Annotated in this window: 21 protein-coding genes; 6 read left to right on the forward strand and 15 right to left on the reverse strand. The window is 67.9% G+C overall.

All coding sequences use genetic code 11. The annotated features are described in order from the left end of the window. From ACZLHH_RS23035 to rpmB, 4 genes are all read right to left on the reverse strand, one after another. A complete protein-coding gene (locus ACZLHH_RS23035) occupies window positions 1-1422 on the reverse strand; it encodes an FAD/NAD(P)-binding protein (RefSeq protein ID WP_180844885.1) in 1422 nt (473 codons plus the stop codon). 45 nt (window positions 1423-1467) lie between these two features. After that, window positions 1468-2886 carry a cardiolipin synthase gene (cls, locus tag ACZLHH_RS23040; RefSeq protein ID WP_049403632.1) on the reverse strand — a complete coding sequence of 473 codons (1419 nt, stop codon included), beginning with the start codon at window positions 2884-2886 and terminating at the stop codon, window positions 1468-1470. Between the two features lie 339 nt (window positions 2887-3225). Beyond that, window positions 3226-3393, reverse strand: a complete 168-nt coding sequence (gene rpmG, locus ACZLHH_RS23045) for a 50S ribosomal protein L33 (RefSeq protein WP_170272460.1) — start codon at window positions 3391-3393, stop codon at window positions 3226-3228. 10 nt (window positions 3394-3403) lie between these two features. Beyond that, entirely contained in the window at window positions 3404-3640 is a 237-nt protein-coding gene (gene rpmB, locus ACZLHH_RS23050; protein ID WP_005411638.1) for a 50S ribosomal protein L28, read from the reverse strand. 278 nt (window positions 3641-3918) lie between these two features. On the opposite strand from rpmB, the gene ACZLHH_RS23055 reads away from it, so the two are divergent. Beyond that, window positions 3919-5133 (forward strand): nucleotide disphospho-sugar-binding domain-containing protein, encoded by a 1215-nt coding sequence (locus tag ACZLHH_RS23055; protein ID WP_180844886.1) that lies wholly within the window; start codon window positions 3919-3921, stop codon window positions 5131-5133. Window positions 5134-5146: 13 nt separating this feature from the next. Here ACZLHH_RS23055 and dnaQ read toward each other — a convergent pair whose 3' ends face one another. Together dnaQ and ACZLHH_RS23065 are read right to left on the reverse strand one after the other, a co-directional pair. Continuing rightward, window positions 5147-5656 (reverse strand): DNA polymerase III subunit epsilon, encoded by a 510-nt coding sequence (dnaQ, locus tag ACZLHH_RS23060; protein WP_032130518.1) that lies wholly within the window; start codon window positions 5654-5656, stop codon window positions 5147-5149. A 55-nt stretch (window positions 5657-5711) separates the two neighbouring features. Continuing rightward, window positions 5712-6605 carry a LysR family transcriptional regulator gene (locus ACZLHH_RS23065; RefSeq protein ID WP_180844887.1) on the reverse strand — a complete coding sequence of 298 codons (894 nt, stop codon included), beginning with the start codon at window positions 6603-6605 and terminating at the stop codon, window positions 5712-5714. 108 nt (window positions 6606-6713) lie between these two features. On the opposite strand from ACZLHH_RS23065, the gene ACZLHH_RS23070 reads away from it, so the two are divergent. The 5 genes from ACZLHH_RS23070 (at window position 6714) to ACZLHH_RS23090 (ending at window position 13370) form a co-directional block, all read left to right on the forward strand. Beyond that, complete coding sequence (locus ACZLHH_RS23070) at window positions 6714-7112, forward strand: RidA family protein (RefSeq protein ID WP_049399172.1); 399 nt, start codon at window positions 6714-6716, stop codon at window positions 7110-7112. Window positions 7113-7302: 190 nt separating this feature from the next. Next, on the forward strand, window positions 7303-7638 hold the full coding sequence (locus tag ACZLHH_RS23075; protein WP_006402574.1) for a hypothetical protein: 336 nt from the start codon (window positions 7303-7305) through the stop codon (window positions 7636-7638). Window positions 7639-7694: 56 nt separating this feature from the next. Then, window positions 7695-8948, forward strand: coding sequence for a TolC family protein (locus ACZLHH_RS23080; RefSeq protein ID WP_049462266.1), 1254 nt, complete (start codon window positions 7695-7697; stop codon window positions 8946-8948). After that, complete coding sequence (locus ACZLHH_RS23085; RefSeq protein WP_180844888.1) at window positions 8945-10150, forward strand: efflux RND transporter periplasmic adaptor subunit; 1206 nt, start codon at window positions 8945-8947, stop codon at window positions 10148-10150. Before ACZLHH_RS23080 ends, ACZLHH_RS23085 begins: the two co-directional genes overlap by 4 nt. A gap of 10 nt (window positions 10151-10160) precedes the next feature. Then, the gene (locus tag ACZLHH_RS23090) at window positions 10161-13370 is read left to right on the forward strand and encodes an efflux RND transporter permease subunit (RefSeq protein ID WP_180844889.1); all 3210 of its coding nucleotides are present in this window, start codon (window positions 10161-10163) and stop codon (window positions 13368-13370) included. A 133-nt stretch (window positions 13371-13503) separates the two neighbouring features. Here the strand turns inward: ACZLHH_RS23090 and ACZLHH_RS23095 are convergent, their stop codons facing one another. The 9 genes from ACZLHH_RS23095 to ACZLHH_RS23135 form a co-directional block, all read right to left on the reverse strand. Beyond that, window positions 13504-15276, reverse strand: coding sequence for a DUF885 domain-containing protein (locus tag ACZLHH_RS23095; RefSeq protein ID WP_180844890.1), 1773 nt, complete (start codon window positions 15274-15276; stop codon window positions 13504-13506). Between the two features lie 257 nt (window positions 15277-15533). Next, entirely contained in the window at window positions 15534-15881 is a 348-nt protein-coding gene (locus tag ACZLHH_RS23100) for a lipid-A-disaccharide synthase N-terminal domain-containing protein (protein WP_005414908.1), read from the reverse strand. After that, entirely contained in the window at window positions 15881-16603 is a 723-nt protein-coding gene (locus ACZLHH_RS23105) for a glycosyltransferase family 2 protein (protein WP_010482377.1), read from the reverse strand. The genes ACZLHH_RS23100 and ACZLHH_RS23105 overlap by 1 nt, the downstream gene beginning before the upstream one ends. An 89-nt stretch (window positions 16604-16692) precedes the next feature. Beyond that, complete coding sequence (locus ACZLHH_RS23110) at window positions 16693-17658, reverse strand: NAD-dependent epimerase/dehydratase family protein (RefSeq protein ID WP_049424262.1); 966 nt, start codon at window positions 17656-17658, stop codon at window positions 16693-16695. Between the two features lie 46 nt (window positions 17659-17704). Beyond that, on the reverse strand, window positions 17705-18439 hold the full coding sequence (locus ACZLHH_RS23115) for a suppressor of fused domain protein (RefSeq protein ID WP_180844891.1): 735 nt from the start codon (window positions 18437-18439) through the stop codon (window positions 17705-17707). A gap of 125 nt (window positions 18440-18564) precedes the next feature. Next, the gene (locus ACZLHH_RS23120) at window positions 18565-19488 is read right to left on the reverse strand and encodes a ParB/RepB/Spo0J family partition protein (RefSeq protein ID WP_005411652.1); all 924 of its coding nucleotides are present in this window, start codon (window positions 19486-19488) and stop codon (window positions 18565-18567) included. Beyond that, on the reverse strand, window positions 19488-20285 hold the full coding sequence (locus ACZLHH_RS23125; protein ID WP_005411653.1) for a ParA family protein: 798 nt from the start codon (window positions 20283-20285) through the stop codon (window positions 19488-19490). The genes ACZLHH_RS23120 and ACZLHH_RS23125 overlap by 1 nt, the downstream gene beginning before the upstream one ends. 112 nt (window positions 20286-20397) lie before the next feature. Beyond that, window positions 20398-21036 (reverse strand): 16S rRNA (guanine(527)-N(7))-methyltransferase RsmG, encoded by a 639-nt coding sequence (gene rsmG / locus ACZLHH_RS23130; protein ID WP_012512505.1) that lies wholly within the window; start codon window positions 21034-21036, stop codon window positions 20398-20400. A 39-nt stretch (window positions 21037-21075) separates the two neighbouring features. Continuing rightward, a complete protein-coding gene (locus tag ACZLHH_RS23135) occupies window positions 21076-21675 on the reverse strand; it encodes a 4'-phosphopantetheinyl transferase family protein (RefSeq protein ID WP_049399162.1) in 600 nt (199 codons plus the stop codon). Window positions 21676-21715: the final 40 nt, after the last annotated feature.

Raw genomic sequence — 21715 nt, forward strand, 5'->3', positions numbered from 1 at the left:
TTACGGCATCGCCGTCGCGGCTCCTGCGACCACCTGGGTGGCCAGTGCCTGCGCCTGCTGACGCAGTTCAGGCACCGCCAGACTTTCCCACAGGCTGCCGATGCGCAGGCTGCCGAGCACGCCCAGCCGCGCCTGTGGCTGGCCACCGGCGGCACACAGGCGATCGCCCGGCACCGTGCTGTCCAGGCCCAGCCCATGCGGGCCGGGGCGGGCCAGGCCATCGGCCTGCAGCTGCTGCAGCAGCGGGTTGCGCAGCGCACTGGCGCGGGTTTCCACGCCGGTAGCGTTGATCACGCCGCTGATCGTCCACTGCTGTTCATTGCCGGTGGCATCGCGACCCGACAGCCGCAGGGCATCGCCTTCGCGGCCGACGCGTTGCAGGCGGGACCGGTGAACACGCAGTTGGCCGCTTTCGATCAGCGCCTGCAGCTGTGCGTCGACCTCTTCGGCGATGCGGTGGCGATGCACGTCCCAGTAGCGCACCACATGGCGCAGGAAGCGGCGCTGGTCGGCCGCGTCGAGGCTGCACCACAGCGCCTGCCCGTGCGGACGGATGCGGTCCATCACGCCCTGCCACGGCAGGCCGTCGGCCTGTGCCTGGCGTGCGAACCCACGCAACGCGCGCAGGCGCTGGCGCAGGTTCATCGGCAGCAGCGTGGCCGGGTCGAACGTGGGCAGGCCACCATGCGCATGCGGCAACGGCAGCAGGCCGTGGCGCGAGATCACATGCAGCGGGCCGGTGTGGCCGGCAGCGACCAATGCCAACACGGTGTCGGCCATGCTCAGGCCGGACCCGACGATGGCCACGGCCTGCTCGCCGGCCAGGGTGCGCACGCCGTCGTAGTCCCAGGCCTCGATCACGTCATCGGCGGGCAGTGCCTCGGCACCGGCTACCGGCAGCGGTCGCATGCTGTTGCCGGTGGCCAGCACCGCCTGCGCGGCGTGCAGCGTGCTGCCATCGCCGAGTGTCAGCTGGTAACCGTGGTCATCCGGCTGCAGGCCCAGCACCGGCTGCGCGATCACCTGCAGCTGTGCCGGGCTGGTCGCAGCGGCCTCCTGCAGGCGCTGCTGCAGGTAGGCAGCAAAGTAGTGGCGGCACACATAGCGCTCGCCCAGCACCTCGCGCGCCTCGCCCTGGTAGGCATTGGCGGCCATCAGGTAGTCGAGGAAATCGCCGGGCTGGTCGGCAAACGCACTCATCTTCGCCGCCGGCACGTTCAGCAGATGCTCCGGCCACGGCGTGGCATAGGCGATACCCTGGGCCAGCTGCGAGGCGGGTTCGAAGATGGCCAGCGCCAGCGGCGCATTCGCCTGGCGCAATACCTGGATCGCCCCCAGCACCCCGGCCGCACCACCACCGATGATCGCCAGGTCCAGTTCGCCATTACGCGGTGAATCAGTCATGTGCCAATTGTAGGCCATCGGCGATGACAGGCCGGATTGCCGGAATGGGCGGCCGGCATTGCCTCACATCAACGCATCGGCCAGCCGTGCGATGCCCTCGCGGCTGCGCCGCCACGCAGGGCGGCTGCGCCACTGCTGCAGGTCCAGCTGCCGCGACTCGCGCAGGTAGCCGTCCTCGATCGCGCACAGCTGCTGCACCAGCGCGCGGTCGTAGCAGATCAGGCCGATCTCGGCATTCAGCGCGAACGAGCGGATATCCATGTTGATGGAGCCGAGCACGGCGATGTCCTCATCCACGCTCATGTGCTTGGCGTGCAGGAACTGCGGCTCGTACAGCGCGATGCGCACGCCACAGCGCAGCAGTTCATCGTAGTAGGCCTCCTGCGCCCACGACGTCAGCCGCTGGTTGTTGCTGGCAGACAGGATCAGCTGCACCTGCACGCCGGACAATGCGGCGATACGCAGCGCACTCAGTGTGGCTTCGTCAGGCACGAAGTACGGGGTGACCATCACCAGCCGGCGTCGCGCCAGGTGGATCAGCGCGGCTACCGCGTCGCGCGCGTTGCTGTACGGGTAGGCCGGGCCGCTGGGCAGCAGCTGGGTGGCGATGTCGTCGCCGCATTCGGGCACATCGGTGATCACATCCAGGCGCTGGCCGGTCTCCATGTACCAGTCGCTGGCGAATACGGCTTCCAGGTGCGCCACCGCCGGGCCGCGGACGCGCGCCACCAGTTCGCGGTTCGGGTGGCCCGGCACGAACTGCGGGCCCGCCAGATTCTGCGAACCGACATAGGCCACTTCGTTGTCGATCACCGCGATCTTGCGGTGGTTGCGCAGGTCCATGCGTCCGCTGCGACGCCAGCGCAGGCCACCGGGCAGCATCGCGCGCACTTCGATGTCGCGCGCCTGCAGGCGCTTGCGATAGGCGCGCAGGCCACGCTTGGCGCCCACCGCATCGAGCAGCACGCGGCACTGCACGCCACGCGCGGCGGCACGCTGCAAGGCCTCGACAATGGCCTCGCCGACCGCGTCGTCGAACATCAGGTAGTACAGCAGGTGCACGCGGTCTTCGGCCTGGTCGATGTCGGCGATCAGCGTGTGCAGCGACTCGTCGTAGTCGGTCAGCAGATCGACGGCGTTGCCGTGTACCGGCATGAAATCGCCTTGGCGCTGCACCAACGGCACGATCTCGGCGCTGGCGGTGTCGGGCTGTGGGGTCCAGCGCAGGCGATGCTGCAGCGCCTGCTCCTCACGGATCACCTGCGAGGCCTCGGCCTGGCGGCGGATGCGCTCGCGCGACAGCCACGGATGGCCGAACAGCAGGTACAGCGGCAGGCCCAGCAGCGGTACGAAGCCGACCAGCAACAGCCAGCTGCGCGCCGCGCCGGGCGTGGTGCGGGTGGGAATCCAGCACAGCGCGACCAGCCGGATCAGCCAGTCGATCAGCAGCAGGTAGGAACCCAGCAACCACTCGAACAGCATCGCGTCGCCCGTCGGGAGGTGATGGGCCATTCTGCCCAGCGGGGTGTGTAGAGTCGAGCCGCGCTCGACTGCTTTGAAGCCGTGTGCCAACCAAGGTTGGCACCTACCGGGTGGGGGGACAGCGTGTCGACCAAGGTCGACACCTACCGGGGGTGGGGACGGCGTGCCAACCAAGGTTGGCACCTACCGGGTGAAGGGACAGCGTGTCGACCAAGGTCGACACCTACCGGGGGCGGGACAAGTTGCCAACCAAGGTTGGCACCCACCATCTGGATGCCAGGCATGAAAAAACCCGCCACAAGGGCGGGTTTCTTCGCGGGGATCAGCAATCCTTGCGGATTACTTGATCTTGCCTTCCTTGTACGGGACGTGCTTGCGCACGACCGGATCGTACTTGGAGAATTCCATCTTCCCCGGGGTGTTCTTCTTGTTCTTGTCGGTCGTGTAGAAGTGACCGGTACCAGCGGTCGAAATCATACGGACCTTATCGCGCTTGCCTGCCATGATCGTCTACTCCTCAGACCTTTTCGCCGCGCGCACGCAGCTCAGCCAGAACGGAATCGATACCGTTCTTGTCGATGGTGCGCAGTGCATGCGCGGAAACACGAAGCTTCACCCAGCGGTTTTCGCTGGCAACCCAGAAGCGGCGCTCGTGCAGATTCGGCAGGAAACGACGACGGGTCTTGTTGTTGGCGTGCGAGACGTTGTTACCCGTCTGCACTCGCTTGCCGGAAACCTGGCATACGCGGGACATTGCGCACCTCGATAGTAAGTTGTGTCAGCCCGTAGCCCGGGAGACGGCGGCCTCGATGGTTGCCCACCACACGTCAAGAGAATCAAAGGGTTACGCTGGCGTTGGGCGGCCGGGGACGTGCTCCCGGGGGCGCCGCCCGGTAGAAAACCGGACACAGCGAGCCGCGCATTATGCACGGGTTCAAGCACTTGCGCAAGTTACCCACAGGCCGGGACTGAACCGGGAGGGCCGGGAGCCCACCAACCGGCATACTGGCCCGGTTCACTGCGGAGCTTTCCATGCGGCTGCTGGCCCTGACCTACGGAACCGAAGGCGATACGCGTCCCCTGGCCATGCTCTGCCATGGGCTGATCGGCGCAGGCCACGCGGTGACACTGCTTGCCGATGGCGGCACCCTGGGCAGCGCGCAGGCACTGGATGTGCCCCATGCGGCTCTTGAAGGTGACATCCATGACGAAGTGGTCGCGCTGGTCTCGCGTGGCAACGGTGTTGCCGCCGCCAGTAGCGGGCTGGCACGGATGGCGCTGCAGCATGTCAGCGGCTGGATGCGTCAGGCCGATGCCGCTGCCGAAGGCTGCGATGCGATTCTGACCGGTGGCTTGGCGGCCTTTGTGGGCATGAGTGTGGGCGAACGCCGGGGTCTACCGGTGATCGGGACCGGCATGATTCCGCTGACCCCGACGCGTGCCTTCCGCTCCCCGTTCCTGCCGCCGGGACGCTCGCCGGGCTGGTTGAACCGGGCCAGCTATGGGCTGGTCAACGGCCTGATCTGGCGCCAGTTCCGCCAGCCGATCAACGAGGCCCGCAAGCAGCTGGAGCAATCGCCGCGCCGCTCGCTGTGGTCCGGCCTGCCGATGCTCTATGGCATCTCGCCGCAGCTGCTGCCGCCACCGACGGACTGGCCGGCCGACCACATCGTCTGTGGCCAATGGCGGTTTCCTGATGCGCCCTGGACGCCGCCGGCCGATCTGCAGGCCTTCCTCGACGCCGGGCCGCCGCCGGTCTATCTGGGCTTCGGCAGCATGACCGGCTTTGATCGCGACCGCGTGTTGCCGGCCCTGCTGCAGGCGTTGGCACCACGCCGTGTCCTGCTGTTTCCCGGCTGGGTGGGACTGCCTGCGATGCGCTTGCCCGATTCTGTCTTCGTCCTGGGCCCGACCCCACACGAAGCGCTGTTCCCGCGTTGCGCATTCGCCATCCACCACGGTGGCAGCGGCACCACGCATTCGGCCTGCCGCGCCGGCATTCCTTCACTGGTGATGCCGTTCGCCGCAGATCAGTTCTTCTGGGCCGATCGCCTGTATCGATTGGGCGTAGCACCGGCACCGTTGTCACCGAAGCGACTGGATGCAGCAGCGCTGGCAGCAGCCATCACCTTCGCTGCAACCGAAGCAACACGCGCACGCGCGGCGGCCTTGGGCGTGGCGATGAACAGTGAGGACGGGGTGGCATGTGGCGTGGCAATGATCGAGCGCTGGTTGCGGCCGATGTAACGCCGACCAGGCCTCAGCGCAAATGCGGAATCACCTGGGCCAGCAGATGGGCATCCTTCAACGCGCCGTGCAGGCCACGGTTGCCGGGAATACGCAGGCGCTGCAGCACATCGTCCAGCTTGTTGCCCTGACCCGGCCAGCGCCCGCGCGCCAGTTTCAGGCTGCAGGTGATGCGGCAATGCTGGGCCAGCGTGCCGGGGATGCCAGCCAGGCGCAGCTCGTTGTCCAGGAAGCCCACATCGAAGGTGGCGTTGTGCGCGACCATCTCGCTGCCACGCAGGAACTCCAGCAGCTCGGCGGCCTTGCTGGAGAACAGTGGCTTGCCCACCAGCATCGCGTCGCTGATGCCGTGCACGCGCTGCGCGCCCCAGTCCACCTTGCGCTGCGGCTGCAGGTAGGTGTGGAACTGGCGGCCGGTGAGCTGGCCATCGATCAGTTCGACGGCACCGATTTCGATCACCCGGTGCCCCAGGCGGTGGGAGATGCCGGTAGTTTCGGTATCCAGTGCGACGATGCGGCTCATCAGGGTATGCGTTCTCCAGTACGTGCAGCCGGATTTTCGCACGCGACCGATGCACTCACCCCAACGCTTCCACCACCCAATCAATGAACACCCGCAGCCGCTGGCTCATGTGCCGGTTGGGCGGGAACATCACGTGCATCGGCATTGGCGGCAGCTGCCATTCCTGCAGCACCGGCAGCAGCTCGCCACGCGCCACGTGCGGATCGGTCATGTAGCTGGGTAACGCGACCACGCCGAGCCCCGCCAACGCAGCCGCCAGATACGCATTGCCGTCATCGAAGCCCACCGTATAGCGGCCCTGCACCTCGACGCGCTCATCGCCACGCTGTGCAGTGAACACGCGGGCGCGGCCACTGCGCGGGCTGAGGAAACCGACCATGTGGTGATCGGGCCCTTCCAGCGCGCGCGGGTCGGTCGGCACGCCGAAGCGCTGCACATAGCCCGGGCTGGCGTGGAAGCCGATCGGCAGCGCAGCAAGCGGCCGCGCCACCAGCGCCGGGTCGGCTGGAGTGCCACCACGGATCACGCAATCGACGTTGTCGGCGATGACGTCCACCTCGCGGTCACTCACGCCGATGTCCAGCTGGATCTCCGGGTAGCGCGCGTGGAAATCCGGCAGCGCTGGTACCAGCCGCAAGCGCGCGTACGGCCCGGGCACATCCACGCGCAGGCGTCCGCGCGGTTGGGTGGCCGCGTCGCCCAGCCCGCCCTCCACCTCTTCCAGCTCGGCCAGCAGGCGGGCGATGCGCGGGTAATAGGCCGCGCCATCGGCGGTGACGCTGACCCGGCGCGTGGTGCGGTTGAGCAACCGCAGCCGCAGGTGCGCCTCCAGCTGCTGCACCAGCTGGGTGACCGTGGTGCGGCTGACCTGCAGGGTGTGCGCAGCGCGGGTAAAGCTGCCGGTCTCCACTACCCGGGCAAAGGCCCGCATCGCCTCGAAACGGTCCATGGCTGGCCATGATTGTTTGGAATTGGCAATCAATCTAGGCCGATCATCGCGGTTTATCCAGACAGCGCTGGCGGGGAGGATGGCGTTCTTTCCCACGGGATCTTCCCCATGTCACAGCGTGATGTCGTTTTCCCCGCCGGCCGCCAGGCCCTGTACGAGCGCAACCGCTACTCGCCGGCAATCCGTTCCAATGGCTTCCTGTTCGTCTCCGGCCAGGTCGGCAGCCGCGAGGATGGTTCGCCTGAGCCGGACTTCGAAGCGCAGGTGCGCCGCGCCTTCGAGAATCTCAACGCGGTGCTGGCCGCCGCCGGCTGCAGCTTCGATGACGTGGTCGACGTGACCGTGTTCCTGGTCGACCCCGAGAAGAACTTTGAGAAGGCCTGGGCGATCGTGCCCGAGTACTGGGGCGAGGCGCCGCACCCGACCCTGACCGGCATCGGCGTAACCTGGCTGTATGGGTTCCAGTTCGAGATCAAGGTGATCGCGAAGCTGCCTGCAGACCGGTAGTGCCGGCCGCTGGCCGGCAATGTGTCGGAGGTCGAAAAGCGTGTCGACCAAGGTCGACACCTACCAGGGCAGGAGGTCGGCACCTGCCAGAGCTGGCGTGCCCGGCCCACCTGAACGGGAGGTTCCGACGAATTCCCGAGGTAGCCATTGATATTGTATCCGGCGAAAACCGCTTGCTAGCCTCCCCCCCATGCGCCGGATCACCCGCCAACTGCGTACGTACCTGATGATGCTGCTGATGGCGGCATTCGTGGTCGTGCCGGTGGCCGACGCACTGGTGTGTGCGGTGGAACCGCATGCCAGCAGCGCCCATGTCGAATCCCTCGCGGACGATGCAGGCGGTGACAGCGACAGCAAGCACACGGGTGCCTGCACGCATAACCACTGCCACCACTCCACGCTGAGCCTGCCGGCGAACGATTTCGCCGCCTTCGGTACGCCGCTGCCGGCGCGCTGGATGAATGCCGGCGACGTTGCGACCTATGCGGTCGCCCAGGATGAATTGACGCGTCCCCCCCGGGCGTGAGTTGAGCGCGTCCCGCAATCGCGGGCTCCCGTTTCACTCACAACCGGAATCCCCCTATGTCGATCCTGACACCTCGGTCGCCGCGCGCGGCCGGGCTGGTCGTCGCCGTGTTGCTGGGCCTGGCCCCGGCGGCATCGGTGATGGCGCAAGCCGCCCCCTCCTACGACACCCTGCTTGAACGCCTGGACCAGCTGCCCGGTACCCGTGTCGGTACGGCACTGGCCGAGGCCGCCGATGCGCGTGCCGACCAGGCCCGTGCGTTGCCCAATCCTTCCCTCTCCTACTCCGCCGAAAACGCCTGGGGCACCGGCTCCTATGGCGGCATGGGCAAGGCCGATACCGTGCTCACCCTGTCCCAGCCGCTGGAGGTCTGGGGCCAGCGTGGCGCGCGTGTCCGTGCCGCCCGTGCCGAGGCACAGGCTGCCAACCTGCGTGGTGCCCAGAGCCGCAGCGACGTGGCCAGCCAGCTGGCGGTGGTCTACGCACAGGCGGAAAGTGCACTGCGCCGCTACTCCCTGGCCGAAGAGGCGCTGACCCTCACCCGCGATGACGCCAACGCGGTCAACGCGATGGTCAAGCAGGGCCGCGAGCCACAGCTGCGCGCGGTGCAGGCGCAGAGCGAAGTGGCCAATGCCAGCGCTGCGCTGGATGAAGCGCAGGCCTTCCGCGATGCCGCGCTGGCCCGCCTGGCCGGTGCCGCGCTGCTGGATGCACCGGTGCAGTCGATTGACGACAGCCTGCTCGACCGGGCCCCGCCGCTGCCGCGTGGCGCCACCGACGTGGCACTGGCGGTGCGCATCGCCGAAGCCGAAGCCGATGCGGCCGGCAAGCTGGTCGACGTGGAGCGCAAGCGCGCCCTGCCCGACCTCAGTGTCACCGCCGCACAGACCCGCTTCCGCGAAGGCGGCGAGCGTGCCTACAACCTCGGGGTCAGCCTCAGCATCCCGCTGTTCGACCGCAACCGCGGGGGCATCCGCGCCGCCAATGCCGACCAGCGCGCGGCCGAGGCCCGCCTGGACCAGCAGCGCCGCGACAGCGAGGCAGCACGTCTCTCCGCCGTAGCCGGACTGAAAGCCGCCGGAAGCCGGACCCGTGCCGCCGATGAAAGCGTGGTCGCCGCCGAAGAGGCGTATCGCCTGGCCCGCGTCGGCTTCGACGCCGGACGCATCTCGCAGCTGGAACTGCGCAGCACGCGCAGCGCCCTCATCGCCGCCCGCGGCACCGCCGTGGATGCGCGCCTGTCGCGCGTCGGCGCGGAAATCGATCTTGCCCGCCTTGAGGGGCGCGCACCTTTTGTGGAGGCCAAATGACTCTCTCCCGTACTTTCCCGCTGATCGGCGGCGTGCTGCTGACCGTCCTGCTGGCCGGCTGCGCCGGCAATGCGCAGACGCCTGCCAATGAAGACCCCGCTGCGGCCAAGGCCGGCACCGACGATGGCCACGGCCATGCCGCCGACAGCAAGGAGGCCAAGGCGGAAACCGCCAAGGCCCCCGCCGACGCCGATGAAGGCGTGGTGCAGCTGACCCAGGAACAGATCAAGGCCTCCGGTATCGAAGTGGTCGCGATCGGTCGCGGTGGCGGTGGCTCGACCCGGCTGTCCGGCAGGGTCGAGCCCACCGTGGGCGCCCGCGCTTCGGTTGCCTCCACGGTGACCGGCCGCGTCGAACGCGTGCTGGTCGCGCCAGGCACGGCGGTGAAGCAGAACCAGGCGCTGGCGATCGTGGTCAGCGGTGAGGCTGCGGTGTTCCGCGCCAATGCGCTGGCTGCATCGGCCGAAGCCGAGGCCGCACGCCTGGCCTATGGCCGCGACAAGGCGCTGGTCGACCAGGGCGTGGTCGCCCGCCAGGAACTGGAGGCCTCGCGCGCCCGCTCGCTGGCGGCACAGGCCCAAGCCGCTGCCGCGCAGGCACAGGCCGCTGCCAATGGTGCGCCCGATGCCAGCGGCCGCGTGCGCATCACCAGCCCGGTGGCCGGCATCGTCGGCAACGTGCAGGTCACCCCGGGCGGCGTGGTCGCCGCCGGCAGCGCGGTGGCCGACGTCGCCGACCCGACGATGAACGAGCTGGTGTTCACCGCACCGCCGGCGCTGGCCGCGCAGGTCACGCCGGGCATGAAGCTGGAAGTGAGCGTGCCGGGTGGCAGCTTCACCGCCACCGTTACCGGTTCGGCCGCCGATGTACGCCAGCAGGGCGGCGTCGCGGTGATCCGCGCCACGCCGGTGGACGCTTCGCTGCCGCCGGCCGGTTCGCCGGTTTCGGCAGTGGTGGTCACCGAAGGCCAGGACGGTTCGCTCAGCGTGCCCGCCGATGCGGTGCAGAACGTTGATGGCAGCAGCGCGGTGTTCGTCGCCGTCGACGGCGGCTTCAAGGCGCAGCCGGTGCTGGCCGGGCGCCGTGCCGGCGACCGCATCGAGATCCTCGGTGGGCTGACCGGCAACGAGCGCATCGTCGGTGCCAACGCCTTCCTGCTCAAGGCCGAACTGGCCAAGGGCGAAGCCGAGCACGGCCACTGAGGAGGCGACCATGTTCAAGCTGATCATTGAAACAGCGGTGCGCCACCGCTGGCTGGTGGTGTTCATGGCGGCGCTGATCGCTGCCGTGGGCCTGTTCCAGCTGGGCAAGCTGCCGATCGACGCGGTGCCGGACATCACCAACCGCCAGGTGCAGATCAACACGGTGGCACCTGCACTGACCCCGGAACAGATCGAGCGGCAGGTGACCTATCCGCTGGAAACCGCGCTGGCCGGCATTCCCGGCCTGACCACCACGCGTTCGCTGTCGCGCAATGGCTTCTCGCAGGTCACCGCGATCTTCACCGATGCGACCGACATCTACTTCGCGCGTCAGCAGGTGGCCGAACGCATGCGCGAGGCATCGGAAGACCTGCCCGATGGCGCGTCGCCGATGCTGTCGCCGGTCACCACCGGCCTCGGCGAAGTGCTGATGTGGACGGTGGACTTCACGGCGTTCGATCCGGCCAGGCTGGCCAAGCCCGGTGAAGCGGGTTGGCAGGCCGGCGAGGTCTACCGCACGCCGGAAGGCAACCTGCTTCGCACGCCGGAAGAACGTGCCACCTACCTGCGCACCGTGCAGGACTGGATCATCGCGCCGCAGATGCGTTCCAGCCCGGGGCTGGCCGGCGTCGATACGGTCGGCGGCTACGTCAAGGAATACGGCGTGCATCCGGACAGTGCCAAGCTGGCCGCGCACGGCCTCGGCCTGGCCGACCTGGTCACTGCCCTGCAGCGTTCCAACGTGCAGGCCGGTGCCGGTTTCGTGCAGCGTGCCGGCGAAGGCCTGGTGGTACGTGCCGACGGCCTGGCGCTGACCACCGACGATCTGGCACAGGCCCCGGTAGCCACCCGCAATGGCGTGGTGGTACGCGTGGCCGATGTGGCCGACGTCGACCTGAGCCGCGCACCGCGCCTGGGTGCGGCCAGCCGCAACGGCCATGAAGCCGTGCTGGGTACCGCGCTGATGATCGCCGGCGGCAACAGCCGCACCGTGGCGCAGGCAGCTGCGGCGCGCCTGGAACAGGTGAACAAATCGCTGCCGGCCGACATCGTGGCGGCACCGGTGCTGGACCGCAGCGTGCTGGTCAATTCCACCATCAAGACCGTGGCCAAGAACCTCACCGAGGGCGCACTGCTGGTGGTGGTGGTGCTGTTCCTGCTGCTGGGCAACCTGCGTGCGGCAACGATCACCGCGCTGGTCATTCCGCTGTCGTTCCTGTTCGCGGTGATCGGCATGAACCGCTTCGGCATCAGCGGCAACCTGATGAGCCTGGGTGCGCTGGACTTCGGCATCCTGGTGGACGGTGCGGTGATCGTGGTCGAGTCGACGCTGCTGATGCTGGGCCAGCGCCGCGCCGAACTGGGCCGTGCGTTGACCGCGATGGAACGCCTGCGCGTGGCCGCCGATTCGGCGATGAAGATGGCGCGCCCTGCGGCCTTCGGCCAGCTGATCATCCTGCTGGTGTTCGCGCCGATCCTTACCCTGGAAGGCGTGGAGGGCAAGACGTTCCACCCGATGGCGGCCACGTTCATGCTGGCCCTGATCGGTGCCTTCATCTTCTCCTTCACCTTCGTGCCGGCGATGGCCGCACTGCTGGTGCGCGAGCCGAAGGTGAAGGACGGCGATGCACATGCTGACGATGGCGAGCACGAAACCAAGCTGATCCGCATGCTGCGTGCGCGCATCGAACCAGTGGTGCGCAAAGCCGTGGCGCATCCGCGCACGGTGCTGGCCGGTGCGGTGATGATGGTGGTGGTGGGTATCGGTTCGTTCTCGCTGCTGGGCCGCGAGTTCATGCCGACGCTGGACGAAGGCAACGTGGCGATGCAGGCCCTGCGCGTGCCGTCGACCTCACTGGAGCAGTCGCTGGCGATGCAGCTGGCGTTGGAAAAGGCGATTGCCAAACAGCCGGAAGTGGAAACCGTGTTCTCGCGCACCGGTACCGCCGAGGCGGCCATCGACCCGATGCCGACCAACATCTCCGACAGCGTGATCGTGCTGAAGCCGCGCAAGGACTGGCCCGATCCGAAGCTGGACAAGGAAGCACTGGTGGCACGCTTCGAGAAACTGGCCGGGCAGCAGCTGGGCAACAGCTTCGAGTTCAGCCAGCCGATCGAACTGCGCTTCAACGAGCTGATCTCCGGCGTGCGTACCGACCTGGCGGTGATGATCTTCGGCGATGACTTCAGCCAGCTGCAGAAGGTGGCCGACCAGGTGGCGCTGAAGCTGCGTGCGGTGAACGGCGCGGCCGACGTGCGGGTGGAACAGATCTCCGGCCTGCCTACGCTCAACGTGGCGATCGACCACGTGGCGGCGGCGCAGTACGGCCTGACTGCCGCAGACGTCAGTGATGCACTGTCCACCGGCATTGGTGGCACCGCGGCCGGCAAGATCTTCGAAGGTGATCGCCGCTTCAACGTGGTGGTGCGCCTGGACGATGCCTCGCGCAACGATCCGGACCAGCTGGCCTCGCTGCCGATCGCCACGCCGTCGGGGCTGGTGATTCCGCTGTCGTCGGTCGCGCGCATCACGGTCAGCGAAGGACCGAACCAGATCAGCCGCAACAACGGCAGCCGCCGCGTGGTAGTGCAGGCCAACGTGCGTGGCCGTGATCTGGGCGGCTTCGTCGGCGAGGCGCAGGCCGCAGTAGCCGACGTGGCGCTGCCGCCGGGTGCGTACCTGACCTGGGGCGGTCAGTTCGAGAACCTGCAGCGCGCGGAGAAGCGACTGGCAACGGTGGTGCCGGTGGTGTTCCTGCTGATCGGCAGCCTGCTGTTCATGGCCCTGCGCAGCGGCAAGGAAGCCATTCTGGTGTTCAGCTGCGTGCCGCTGGCGCTGGTCGGCGGCATCCTCGCGCTGCTGCTGCGTGGCATGCCGTTCTCGGTATCGGCGGCGGTCGGCTTCATCGCCGTCTCCGGCGTGGCCACCTTGAACGGCCTGGTGCTGATGCAGGCGATCCGCGAACGCCTGGATGCCGGTGACCTGCCGCTGCAGGCAGCGATCAACGGTGCATCGAGCCGTATCCGTGCGGTGCTGACCACGGCGCTGGTGGCGATCGTCGGCTTCATTCCGATGGCGATTGCCAGCGGTTCCGGTGCGGAAGTGCAGAAGCCGCTGGCGACGGTGGTGATCGGTGGCCTGATCACCGCCACCGTGCTGACCCTGCTGGTGCTGCCGACCTTTGCAGCACGCGTGGCCAAGCCGCGGGCAGTTGGCTGAAAGACCACGGGGTCGGATCCTGCGATCCGACCCCGTTTTCCAATCAGGGGTAGTGCCGGCCGCTGGCCGGCAATGTCGAACAATTGCGGTGCATGCGGGTTGCCGGCCAGCGGCCGGCACTACCTTGGAACGGTCAGGCCTTCTTGCGCTCGGCGATGTAGGCCTGGATCTGCTGTTCCAGCACCGGCAGGGGCACCGAGCCCTGCTTGAGCAGGGTGTCGTGGAAGCCCTTGATGTCGAACTTGTCGCCCAGCTCCTTCTCGGCCTGCGCGCGCAGGCGCACGATGGCGATCTCGCCCAGCTTGTAGCTCAGCGCCTGGCCCGGCCAGGAAATGTAGCGGTCCACTTCGGTGGTCACTTCATGCTCGCTCAGCGCGGTGTGGCCACGCAGGTAGGCCAAGGCCTGCTCGCGAGTCCAGCCCTTGCTGTGCACGCCGGTATCGATCACCAGACGCGTGGCGCGCCACATTTCGTAGGTCAAGCGGCCGAAATCCTCGTACGGGGTTTCGTAGATACCCATCTCCACGCCCAGCTTCTCGCAGTACAGCGCCCAGCCTTCGCCGTAGGCGGAGATGTAGGCGTTGCGGCGGAACTCGGGCAGGTTCTTCTGCTCGGCGGCGATGGCACCCTGCAGCGCGTGGCCCGGATCGGATTCATGCAGGGTCAGCGCCGGCAGGTTGTACAGCGGGCGCGACGGCAGGTTGTAGGTGTTGAGCCAGTAGGTGCCCATGCCACCGCGGCCGGCGGTCCAGAACGGTGCAATGTCCGGCGGCACCGGCACGATGGTGAAGCGCGCGCGCGGCAACGTCATGTACTTGCCGAGCTGACCGTCGGCCCGCTTGGAGATCCATGCGGCGCGCGACAGCAGCTCTTCCGGCGTCTTCGCATAGAACTGCGGATCGGTGCGCAGGAAGGTCAGGAACTCGGCGAAGCTGCCCTTGAACTTCACCTGCTTGATGATGTCGTTCATTTCCTTCTGGATGCGTGCGACTTCATCCAGGCCGATGCGGTGGATCTCGTCCGGCGACAGGTCCAGCGTGGTGTATTCGTGGATCTGCTGCTTGTAGTACGCCTTGCCGTCCGGCATCGCTTCGGCGGCCAGCGTGGTGCGCGCCTGCGGCACGTACTCGTTGACGAAGAAGGTGCGCAGCTGCTGGAACGCCGGCACCACCTTGCCGCTGATCGCTTCACGCGCCTGCGCCCGCAGCCTGGCCTGCTCGGCGGCCGGAATGCTGTTGGGCAGCTTCTTGAACGGCGCGTACAGCGGCGATTCGGTCGGGTCTTTCAGCTCGGCGACGGTGGCGATCGACACCTCGCGGCCATCGAGCACCGCGCGCGGCACGCTGAAACCTCGCTTCAGGCCGGCGCGCATGTTTTCGGTCTGCTGGCCGAAGTAGCGCGGCACATCATTCAGGCGGGCGATGTAGTTCTGGTAGTCCTGCACGGTCTTCATCTCGCGCCGGGCCATGAAGGACAGGTTGGACCAGAACGAGGAGTCGGCGTTGAACGGCATCTCGTAGCCGCGCAGACGCGTTTCTTCGGCCAGGTTGAACACCTGGTCACGGTAGATCGCGTAGTTGACCTGGTTGTCGGGCGACAGGGTCTTCGGGTCGATCTTCTTCAGTGCAGCCAGGGTTTCATCCCACACCTTCAGGCGCGCCTGCTGCGCGGCCGGGCCGACGTCGGGCATGCGGGTGGCATTGGCCGGAGCGTCCTCGTCCTCACTGGCCTCGCCGCCGCCCTCCTGGCGCCACTTCCATTCCTTCTCGTACAGCGCGCGGAAGGCGGCATCGGCGGGCGATTCGGTGGCCACGCTGGCCGGTGCGGCGGCGGCGGGCGGTGCGGCCAGGGCTACGGCGGGGGTGGACAGGGCGATCAGCAGGGCAACGGCAAGACGGGTTTTCACGAGCACAGGTTCCCGGGAAGGCAGACCCCGATGATGGCACCGCCCACGGCCCGTGGCATGGGACGAAGGTCCTGCCTGCGCAGCAGACCGGGGCCCCGGTAGCGGCCAACCTTGGTTGGCCCCCCAAACCCAGCGCCGACCAAGGTCGGCATCTACCGTAGCGTGGCAGACCGGGGCTCCGGTAGCGGCCAACCTTGGTTGGCCCCCAAACCCAGCGCCGACCAAGGTCGGCAGCTACCGGATGAGGCCCCGAAGTCCTAGTGGCTGGCCTTGTCCCGCTTCCAGCCCCGGTGCTTGATGTCCAGCTGCAGGCTGTACAGCGCGGTGAACGCCGGGAACAGGTTCTGCAGCACGCCCACCGAGTCCTGCTTGGCCGAGAACAGAAAGTAGCTCAGCGTCATCAGGCTGCCGACCACGCTCATGTACCAGAACAAGCGCGGGATCACCGGCTTGCCCGCACGCTTGGACGCGATGAACTGGACCAGCCAGCGGCCGCCGAACATCAGCGCGCCGGTGTAGCCGATCAGCTTCCAGCCGGTCACATGCAGGCCGGTCCAGTACAACCAGGTCAGCGGCTGGTCGAGCCAGTGCAGCTCCAGATCCATCAACGCTCCTCCACCGCGGTGCGCTTGCTGCGGGTGATCAGCCAGGCCACGCCACGCAGGTCACGGATGCCGACCAGGGCGCGGCCGAGGTTGTTGTACTTGGAGACACCGGCGGTACGGTGGCGGTGGTTGACCGGCACGCTGGTGGTCTTCCAGCCGGCGCGCTGCATCAGCGCCGGCAGGTAGCGGTGCATGTGGTCGAAGTAGGGCAGGTCGAGGAACGCGCTGCGCTCGAACAGCTTGATGCCGCAGCCGGTATCGGGCGTATCGTCGCGCAGCATGCGTGCACGGATGGCATTGGCCCACTTGCTGGCCCAGCGCTTGCTGCCGCTGTCCTGGCGGTTGACGCGCCAGCCGGCGAACAGCTTCACCTGCGCCTCGGCGGCATCGCGCGCGGCCAGCAGCTTGGGAATGTCGGCCGGATCGTTCTGGCCATCGCCATCCAGGGTCGCGATCCACGGCGCACGTGCGTGCTTGACGCCGGTGCGCACGGCGGTGCTCTGCCCGCTCTGGTCCACGTGGTGCAGCACCCGCAGTTCCGGCGTGGTCGCCTTCAGCCCCTGCAGCACCGCCAGGGTGTCATCGCGCGAGTGGTCGTCGATGTAGACGATCTCGAACGGAAGCCGCCCACGCAGTGCGGCGGTGATTTCGGCAACCAGCGGGGCGACATTGTCGCGTTCGTTGAACACCGGGACGACAACGGAAAGCTCGGGTTGGCTCATAAGGCACTCGGCCAAAGGGGGACAAAGACCGCGCATTCTCCGAAGCCGAGGTTATCCGAAGATGAATCCGGCTGTGTGAGGATCCCTCCTCAGGCGCGGTCGCCAAAATACTCGCGGCACCACTGCACGACGGGGGGCAACCCTGCTTCGATCGGGGTCACCGCGTCGAAGCCGAATGCGTCATGGGCGCGCCGGGTATCGGCCATCGTGCGCACCATGTCGCCCGGCTGCATCGGCTTGTAGACCTTCTGCGCGGGGCGACCGGCGGCCTGCTCGATCACGCTGATGAAGCGCTCCAGCTCGACCGGCGTATGGTTGCCGAGGTTGAACACCCGGTGCGGTACCGGACCATCGGCCGGATGCGCGAGCGCGCCGAGAATACCGGACACGATGTCGGAGACATGTGTGAAGTCGCGCTGCATGCGGCCTTCGTTGAACACGTCGATCGGCCGCCCGGCCAGCACCGCGCGCGAGAACAGCAACGGTGCCATGTCCGGCCGGCCCCACGGGCCATACACGGTGAAGAAGCGCAGGCCGGTGGCATGCAGGCCGTACAGCTGCGCGTAGGTGTAGGCCATCAGCTCGTTGGCCGCCTTGGTGGCCGCATACAGCGAGCGCGGCTGGTCCACGCGCTGGTCCTCGGAGAACGGCGGCGTGGCCGAATCACCGTAGACCGAGCTGCTGGAGGCATAGACCAGGTGCTGCACGCCACGGTGGCGGCACAGCTCGAGCATGTTGACGAAGCCGACCAGGTTGCTGTCGACGTAGGCCTGCGGGTTTTCCAGCGAATAGCGCACGCCCGCCTGTGCAGCCAGATGGATCACCGCGGTCGGCTTCACCTCGTCGAACAGCGCAGCCAGGCCCTGCTGGTCGGTCAGGTCCAGGGTGCGCAGGTCCAGCGTCGGGCACAGCGCGGCCACGCGGTCGCGCTTGATCTGCGGGTCGTAGTAGTCGTTGAAGTTGTCCAGGCCGACCACCGGCTGGCCCGCCTCCAGCAGCGCGCGGGCGGTATAGGCACCGATGAAGCCGGCAGCGCCGGTAAGCAGGATGGTCATGGCAGGGGCCCGGAAGCAGAAATTCAGGCCCCTGATGTTACCGGTCTCAGAACAAACCGAAACGCTTCCTGGCGACGTTGACCCGGCCCGGCTCGATCACATCGTTGATCTGCTTCGCATCGAAGCGGTCGAGCAGGGCGTCGGCGCCCTTCTTCAGCTTCAGGTCCATCTCTTCCGGGTACAGCGGAACCAGGCTCATGAAGCTGATGGTTCTGCCGTCCTCCAGCGCCAGCGTGGCGAAGTCCTCCGGGGCGGTCACCGGCGACAGCACGATGGCACCGTCGAAACCCACGCCCGGCGCGTAGGGCTCGCTGGGATGGCCGTTGGGAATGGTGTGGCCGAAGCCCAGCCAGGTGTCGTACTCATGCGGCAACCGCGCCATGCCCTTCAACAGGCGCACCGGCCAGTAATTGCGCTCGTCCTCGAAGGCGTCCTGGGAGATCGGCCAGTCGGCCGGCAGGGTCACCATCAGCTCCATGTAGCGCGGCACATCCGCGTCCACCTCGGCGGGCACGGTCATCGGCAGGTCGCTCATGCCGGAGGTGACCAGGCGCAGGTACGGGCAGTGGTCATTGGCCGGCACCACGTGCACGTCGATGTGCACCAGGTCGGAGATGATCTCGTGGAAGACACCGGACACCGGGCCCAGATGGCGTTCGAGGTGGGCGCTGATCGCCTCGATGTGCTGTTCTTCGCCGATGGCGGGCACGAAGTCCTTTTCGCGGCGATGTACCAGTATCTGGGTGCCGTCCGGGCTGACGTCCTCGTATTCGTTGCTCATGTCCTGTTCCCTGGATGAGGCCACGGACCGGAGAGCAGTGCATCCCCGGCACGCGCGGCGGTGCGTTCCCTGTCATCTGCAGGACGCGGCGGGAACAGGCCGCACCCCCTGGCGCTGCGCCGGGCTCAGCCCTGGCGCGTACGCAGCTTTTCCAGCACGCCGTCCAGGGTATCCAGATCGGTGTAGTGGATGATCAGCTTGCCCTTGCCGCCCCGGCCGTGGTTGATCGCCACCTTGGCACCCAGTGCTTCGGACAGTTCGGTTTCCAGCGAGGCGATGTCGGCCTGCTGCACCTTCGGCGTCGCCACCGGGCGGTTGCTCGGCACCTTGCCGGCGGCGAAGGCCTGCGCACGGCGCTCGACCTCGCGCACCGACCAGCCTTCATCGGCCGCTTCCTGCGCCAGCTTGCCAGCCAGCTCGGGAGCCAGGGTCAGCAGCGCGCGGGCGTGGCCCATTTCCAGGCGGCGGGTTTCCAGCAGCAGCCGGATCGCCACCGGCAGCTCCAGCAGGCGCAGCAGGTTGGACACCGCCGCGCGCGAGCGGCCGACGGCCTCGGCGGCCTCGGCATGGGTCAGGGTGAACTCGCTGATCAGGCGCTGCAGCGCCTCGGCTTCTTCCAGCGGATTGAGGTCTTCGCGCTGGATGTTCTCGATCAGCGCCATCGCGATGACGGTGCGGTCTTCCAGCTCGCGCACCACCACCGGCACTTCGTCCAGGCCGGCCAGCTGCGATGCGCGCCAGCGGCGCTCACCGGCGACGATTTCGTAGTTGCCTGCCGGCAGCTGGCGCACCAGGATCGGCTGGATCACGCCCTGCGACTTGATCGAGTCGGCCAGCTCGGAGAGCTTGCCCTCGTCCATCTCGCGGCGCGGCTGGTACTTGCCCGGCTGCAGCTGGCCGACCGGCAACTTGCGCAGCACTTCACCCGGCAGCGGTTCGATCACCGCAGTGGTGGCCTGCACCTGGCTGACCGCGCCTTTCGGGCCCAGCAGCGCGTCCAGGCCACGGCCGAGGCCTCGCTTCTTGGCTGCCGGCTTGCTGCTGGTCATCAGACGGTCTCCACGGCCTTGGCGGCCTTGTTGCGTTCGTTGTTGCGGCGGATGATCTCGCCGGCCAGGCCCAGGTAGGCCACGCCACCGCGCGAGGCGCGGTCGTAGCCGACGATGCTCTGGCCATGGCTGGGCGCCTCGGCCAGGCGCACGTTGCGCGGCACGATGGTGCGGAACACGCGGTCGCCGAAGTGCTCGGTGAGCTCGGCCGACACTGCGTTGGCCAGGTTGTTGCGCACGTCGAACATGGTGCGCAGCACGCCTTCGATCTCCAGCGCCGGGTTCAGGCTGGTGCGCAGCGCTTCGATGGTTTCCACCAGCGCGCTCAGGCCTTCCAATGCGTAGTACTCGCACTGCATCGGCACGATCACCGAATCGGCGGCGGCCAGCGCGTTGAGCGTCAGCAGCGACAACGCCGGCGGGCAATCGATCAGGATGTAGTCGTACTCGTCGCGGATCGGCGCCAATGCGCGCTTCAGGCGCTGCTCGCGCTCGCTCTGGCCCATCAGCTGGATCTCGGCGGCGGTCAGGTCGATGTTGCCCGGCAGCAGGTCGTAGCCTTCGGCGGTCTGCACGCGCACATCGGCGGCGCTGTTCTCGCCCAGCAGCAGATCGCAGGTGGAGGCCGCCAGCTCACGCTTGTCCACGCCGCTGCCCATGGTCGCGTTGCCCTGCGAGTCCAGGTCGACCAACAGCACGCGCTTGGGTGCGTTGGCCAGGGAAGCGGCCAGGTTGACGGCGGTCGTGGTCTTGCCGACGCCACCCTTCTGGTTGGCGATGGCGATGATGCGGGCCATGCGGGTGTGCCTCGTCGACGTGTGCTGGGACCGGTCATTATGCGTACAACCGGGCCCTTGCGGAAATCGTGGATCGCCAACCTCTTGTTCCACAAGGGGCTGGCGACGGGAATCAGGGACCTGTAACAGTGACCAAGTGGCGTTCGCCGGCCAGGCCGGGCACGCTCAACGGGGTCACCTCGCGCACCTGCCAGCCAGCCGGCAGCTCCGCGATCTCTTCATGCGGGTAGACACCCTTCATGGCCAGCAGCACGCCACCGGGGCGCAGCAGGTGGCCACCAACGCGGACGATGCCGGCCAGGGTGTCCATCGCACGCGCGGTCAGCTGGTCGTAGTGGCCAGCTTCGTCCAGCGCCTCGGCGCGCGATTCGGCCACGCGGGCATTGCCCAGACCGAGCTGGCGCACGGCCTCGCGCATGAAGCGCGCCTTCTTGCCGTTGCTCTCCACCAGGGTGACCTGCAGGCCCGGGCAGGCGATCGCCAGCGGGATGCCAGGCAAGCCGGGGCCGGTGCCGAGGTCGGCCAGGCTGCCGTCAGCCACGAACGGCTGCATCGCCAGCGAGTCGAGCAGGTGACGGGTGACCATCTCCTGCGGGTCGCGGATGGCGGTGAGGTTGTAGGTGCCGTTCCAGCGGTGCAGCAGGGCCAGGTAGCGCAGCAGCGGCGGCGCCAGCGCGGCGTCCAGGCCCATGCTGGCCAGGCCCTGTTCCAGCGTGGCAGCCACGCTGGCGGGAAGTGGGTGTTCGCTCATGCCGCCATTATCGCCGGTTTTGCGCGCTGATTCCCCGCTTCAGTGTGGATACCAGGCCAATGCGGCGCGGAACTGGCCGGTGGCCTGCCATTCGTGCAGGTGCCAGCGCGCGGCCTCGCCCAGTTCCGGGTCGCACCAGCGCAGGTGCAGGGCGCCATCGGCCCCCGGTGCCAGCTGCAGGCGGTGCAGGCCGAACGAGATGCCCTGCCCGTGCGCCTTCAGGATGGCCTCCTTGACGCACCACACGCGGAAGAACCAGTGCTCGCGCCCGGCCTCGTCCAGGCTTTCCAGCCAGGCCACTTCCTCGGGGTGGAAGAAGCGCTGCACGATTTCCAGAAGACGCGGCCGCGGGCGCAGCAGTTCAAGGTCGACGCCCAGCCGCACGCCCTCGCCCAGCGCCACCAGCAGCACCTCGCCGCTGTGGCTCCAGCCGGTGCCGTAGTGGGCCAGCGCGCCGCTCAGCTCCGGCCGGCCCTTGTCATCGCGGACCAGCGGCAGCGTGTCCGGGTCGGCGCCCAGCGCCTGCGCCAGCACCTGCCGCGCCTGCGGTTCACCGCGGTGGCCCGGCACGTGCGGGCGCCGCCAGACCGTCACCGGGCCGAAGCGCCACGGGCCATCGAGGGTGGCTGGCAGGCTCATCCGCACGCGCCCGTCACGCAATTCCACGACGGGTTCACGG

The organism is Stenotrophomonas sp. 28608_Sma, assembly GCF_056486185.1.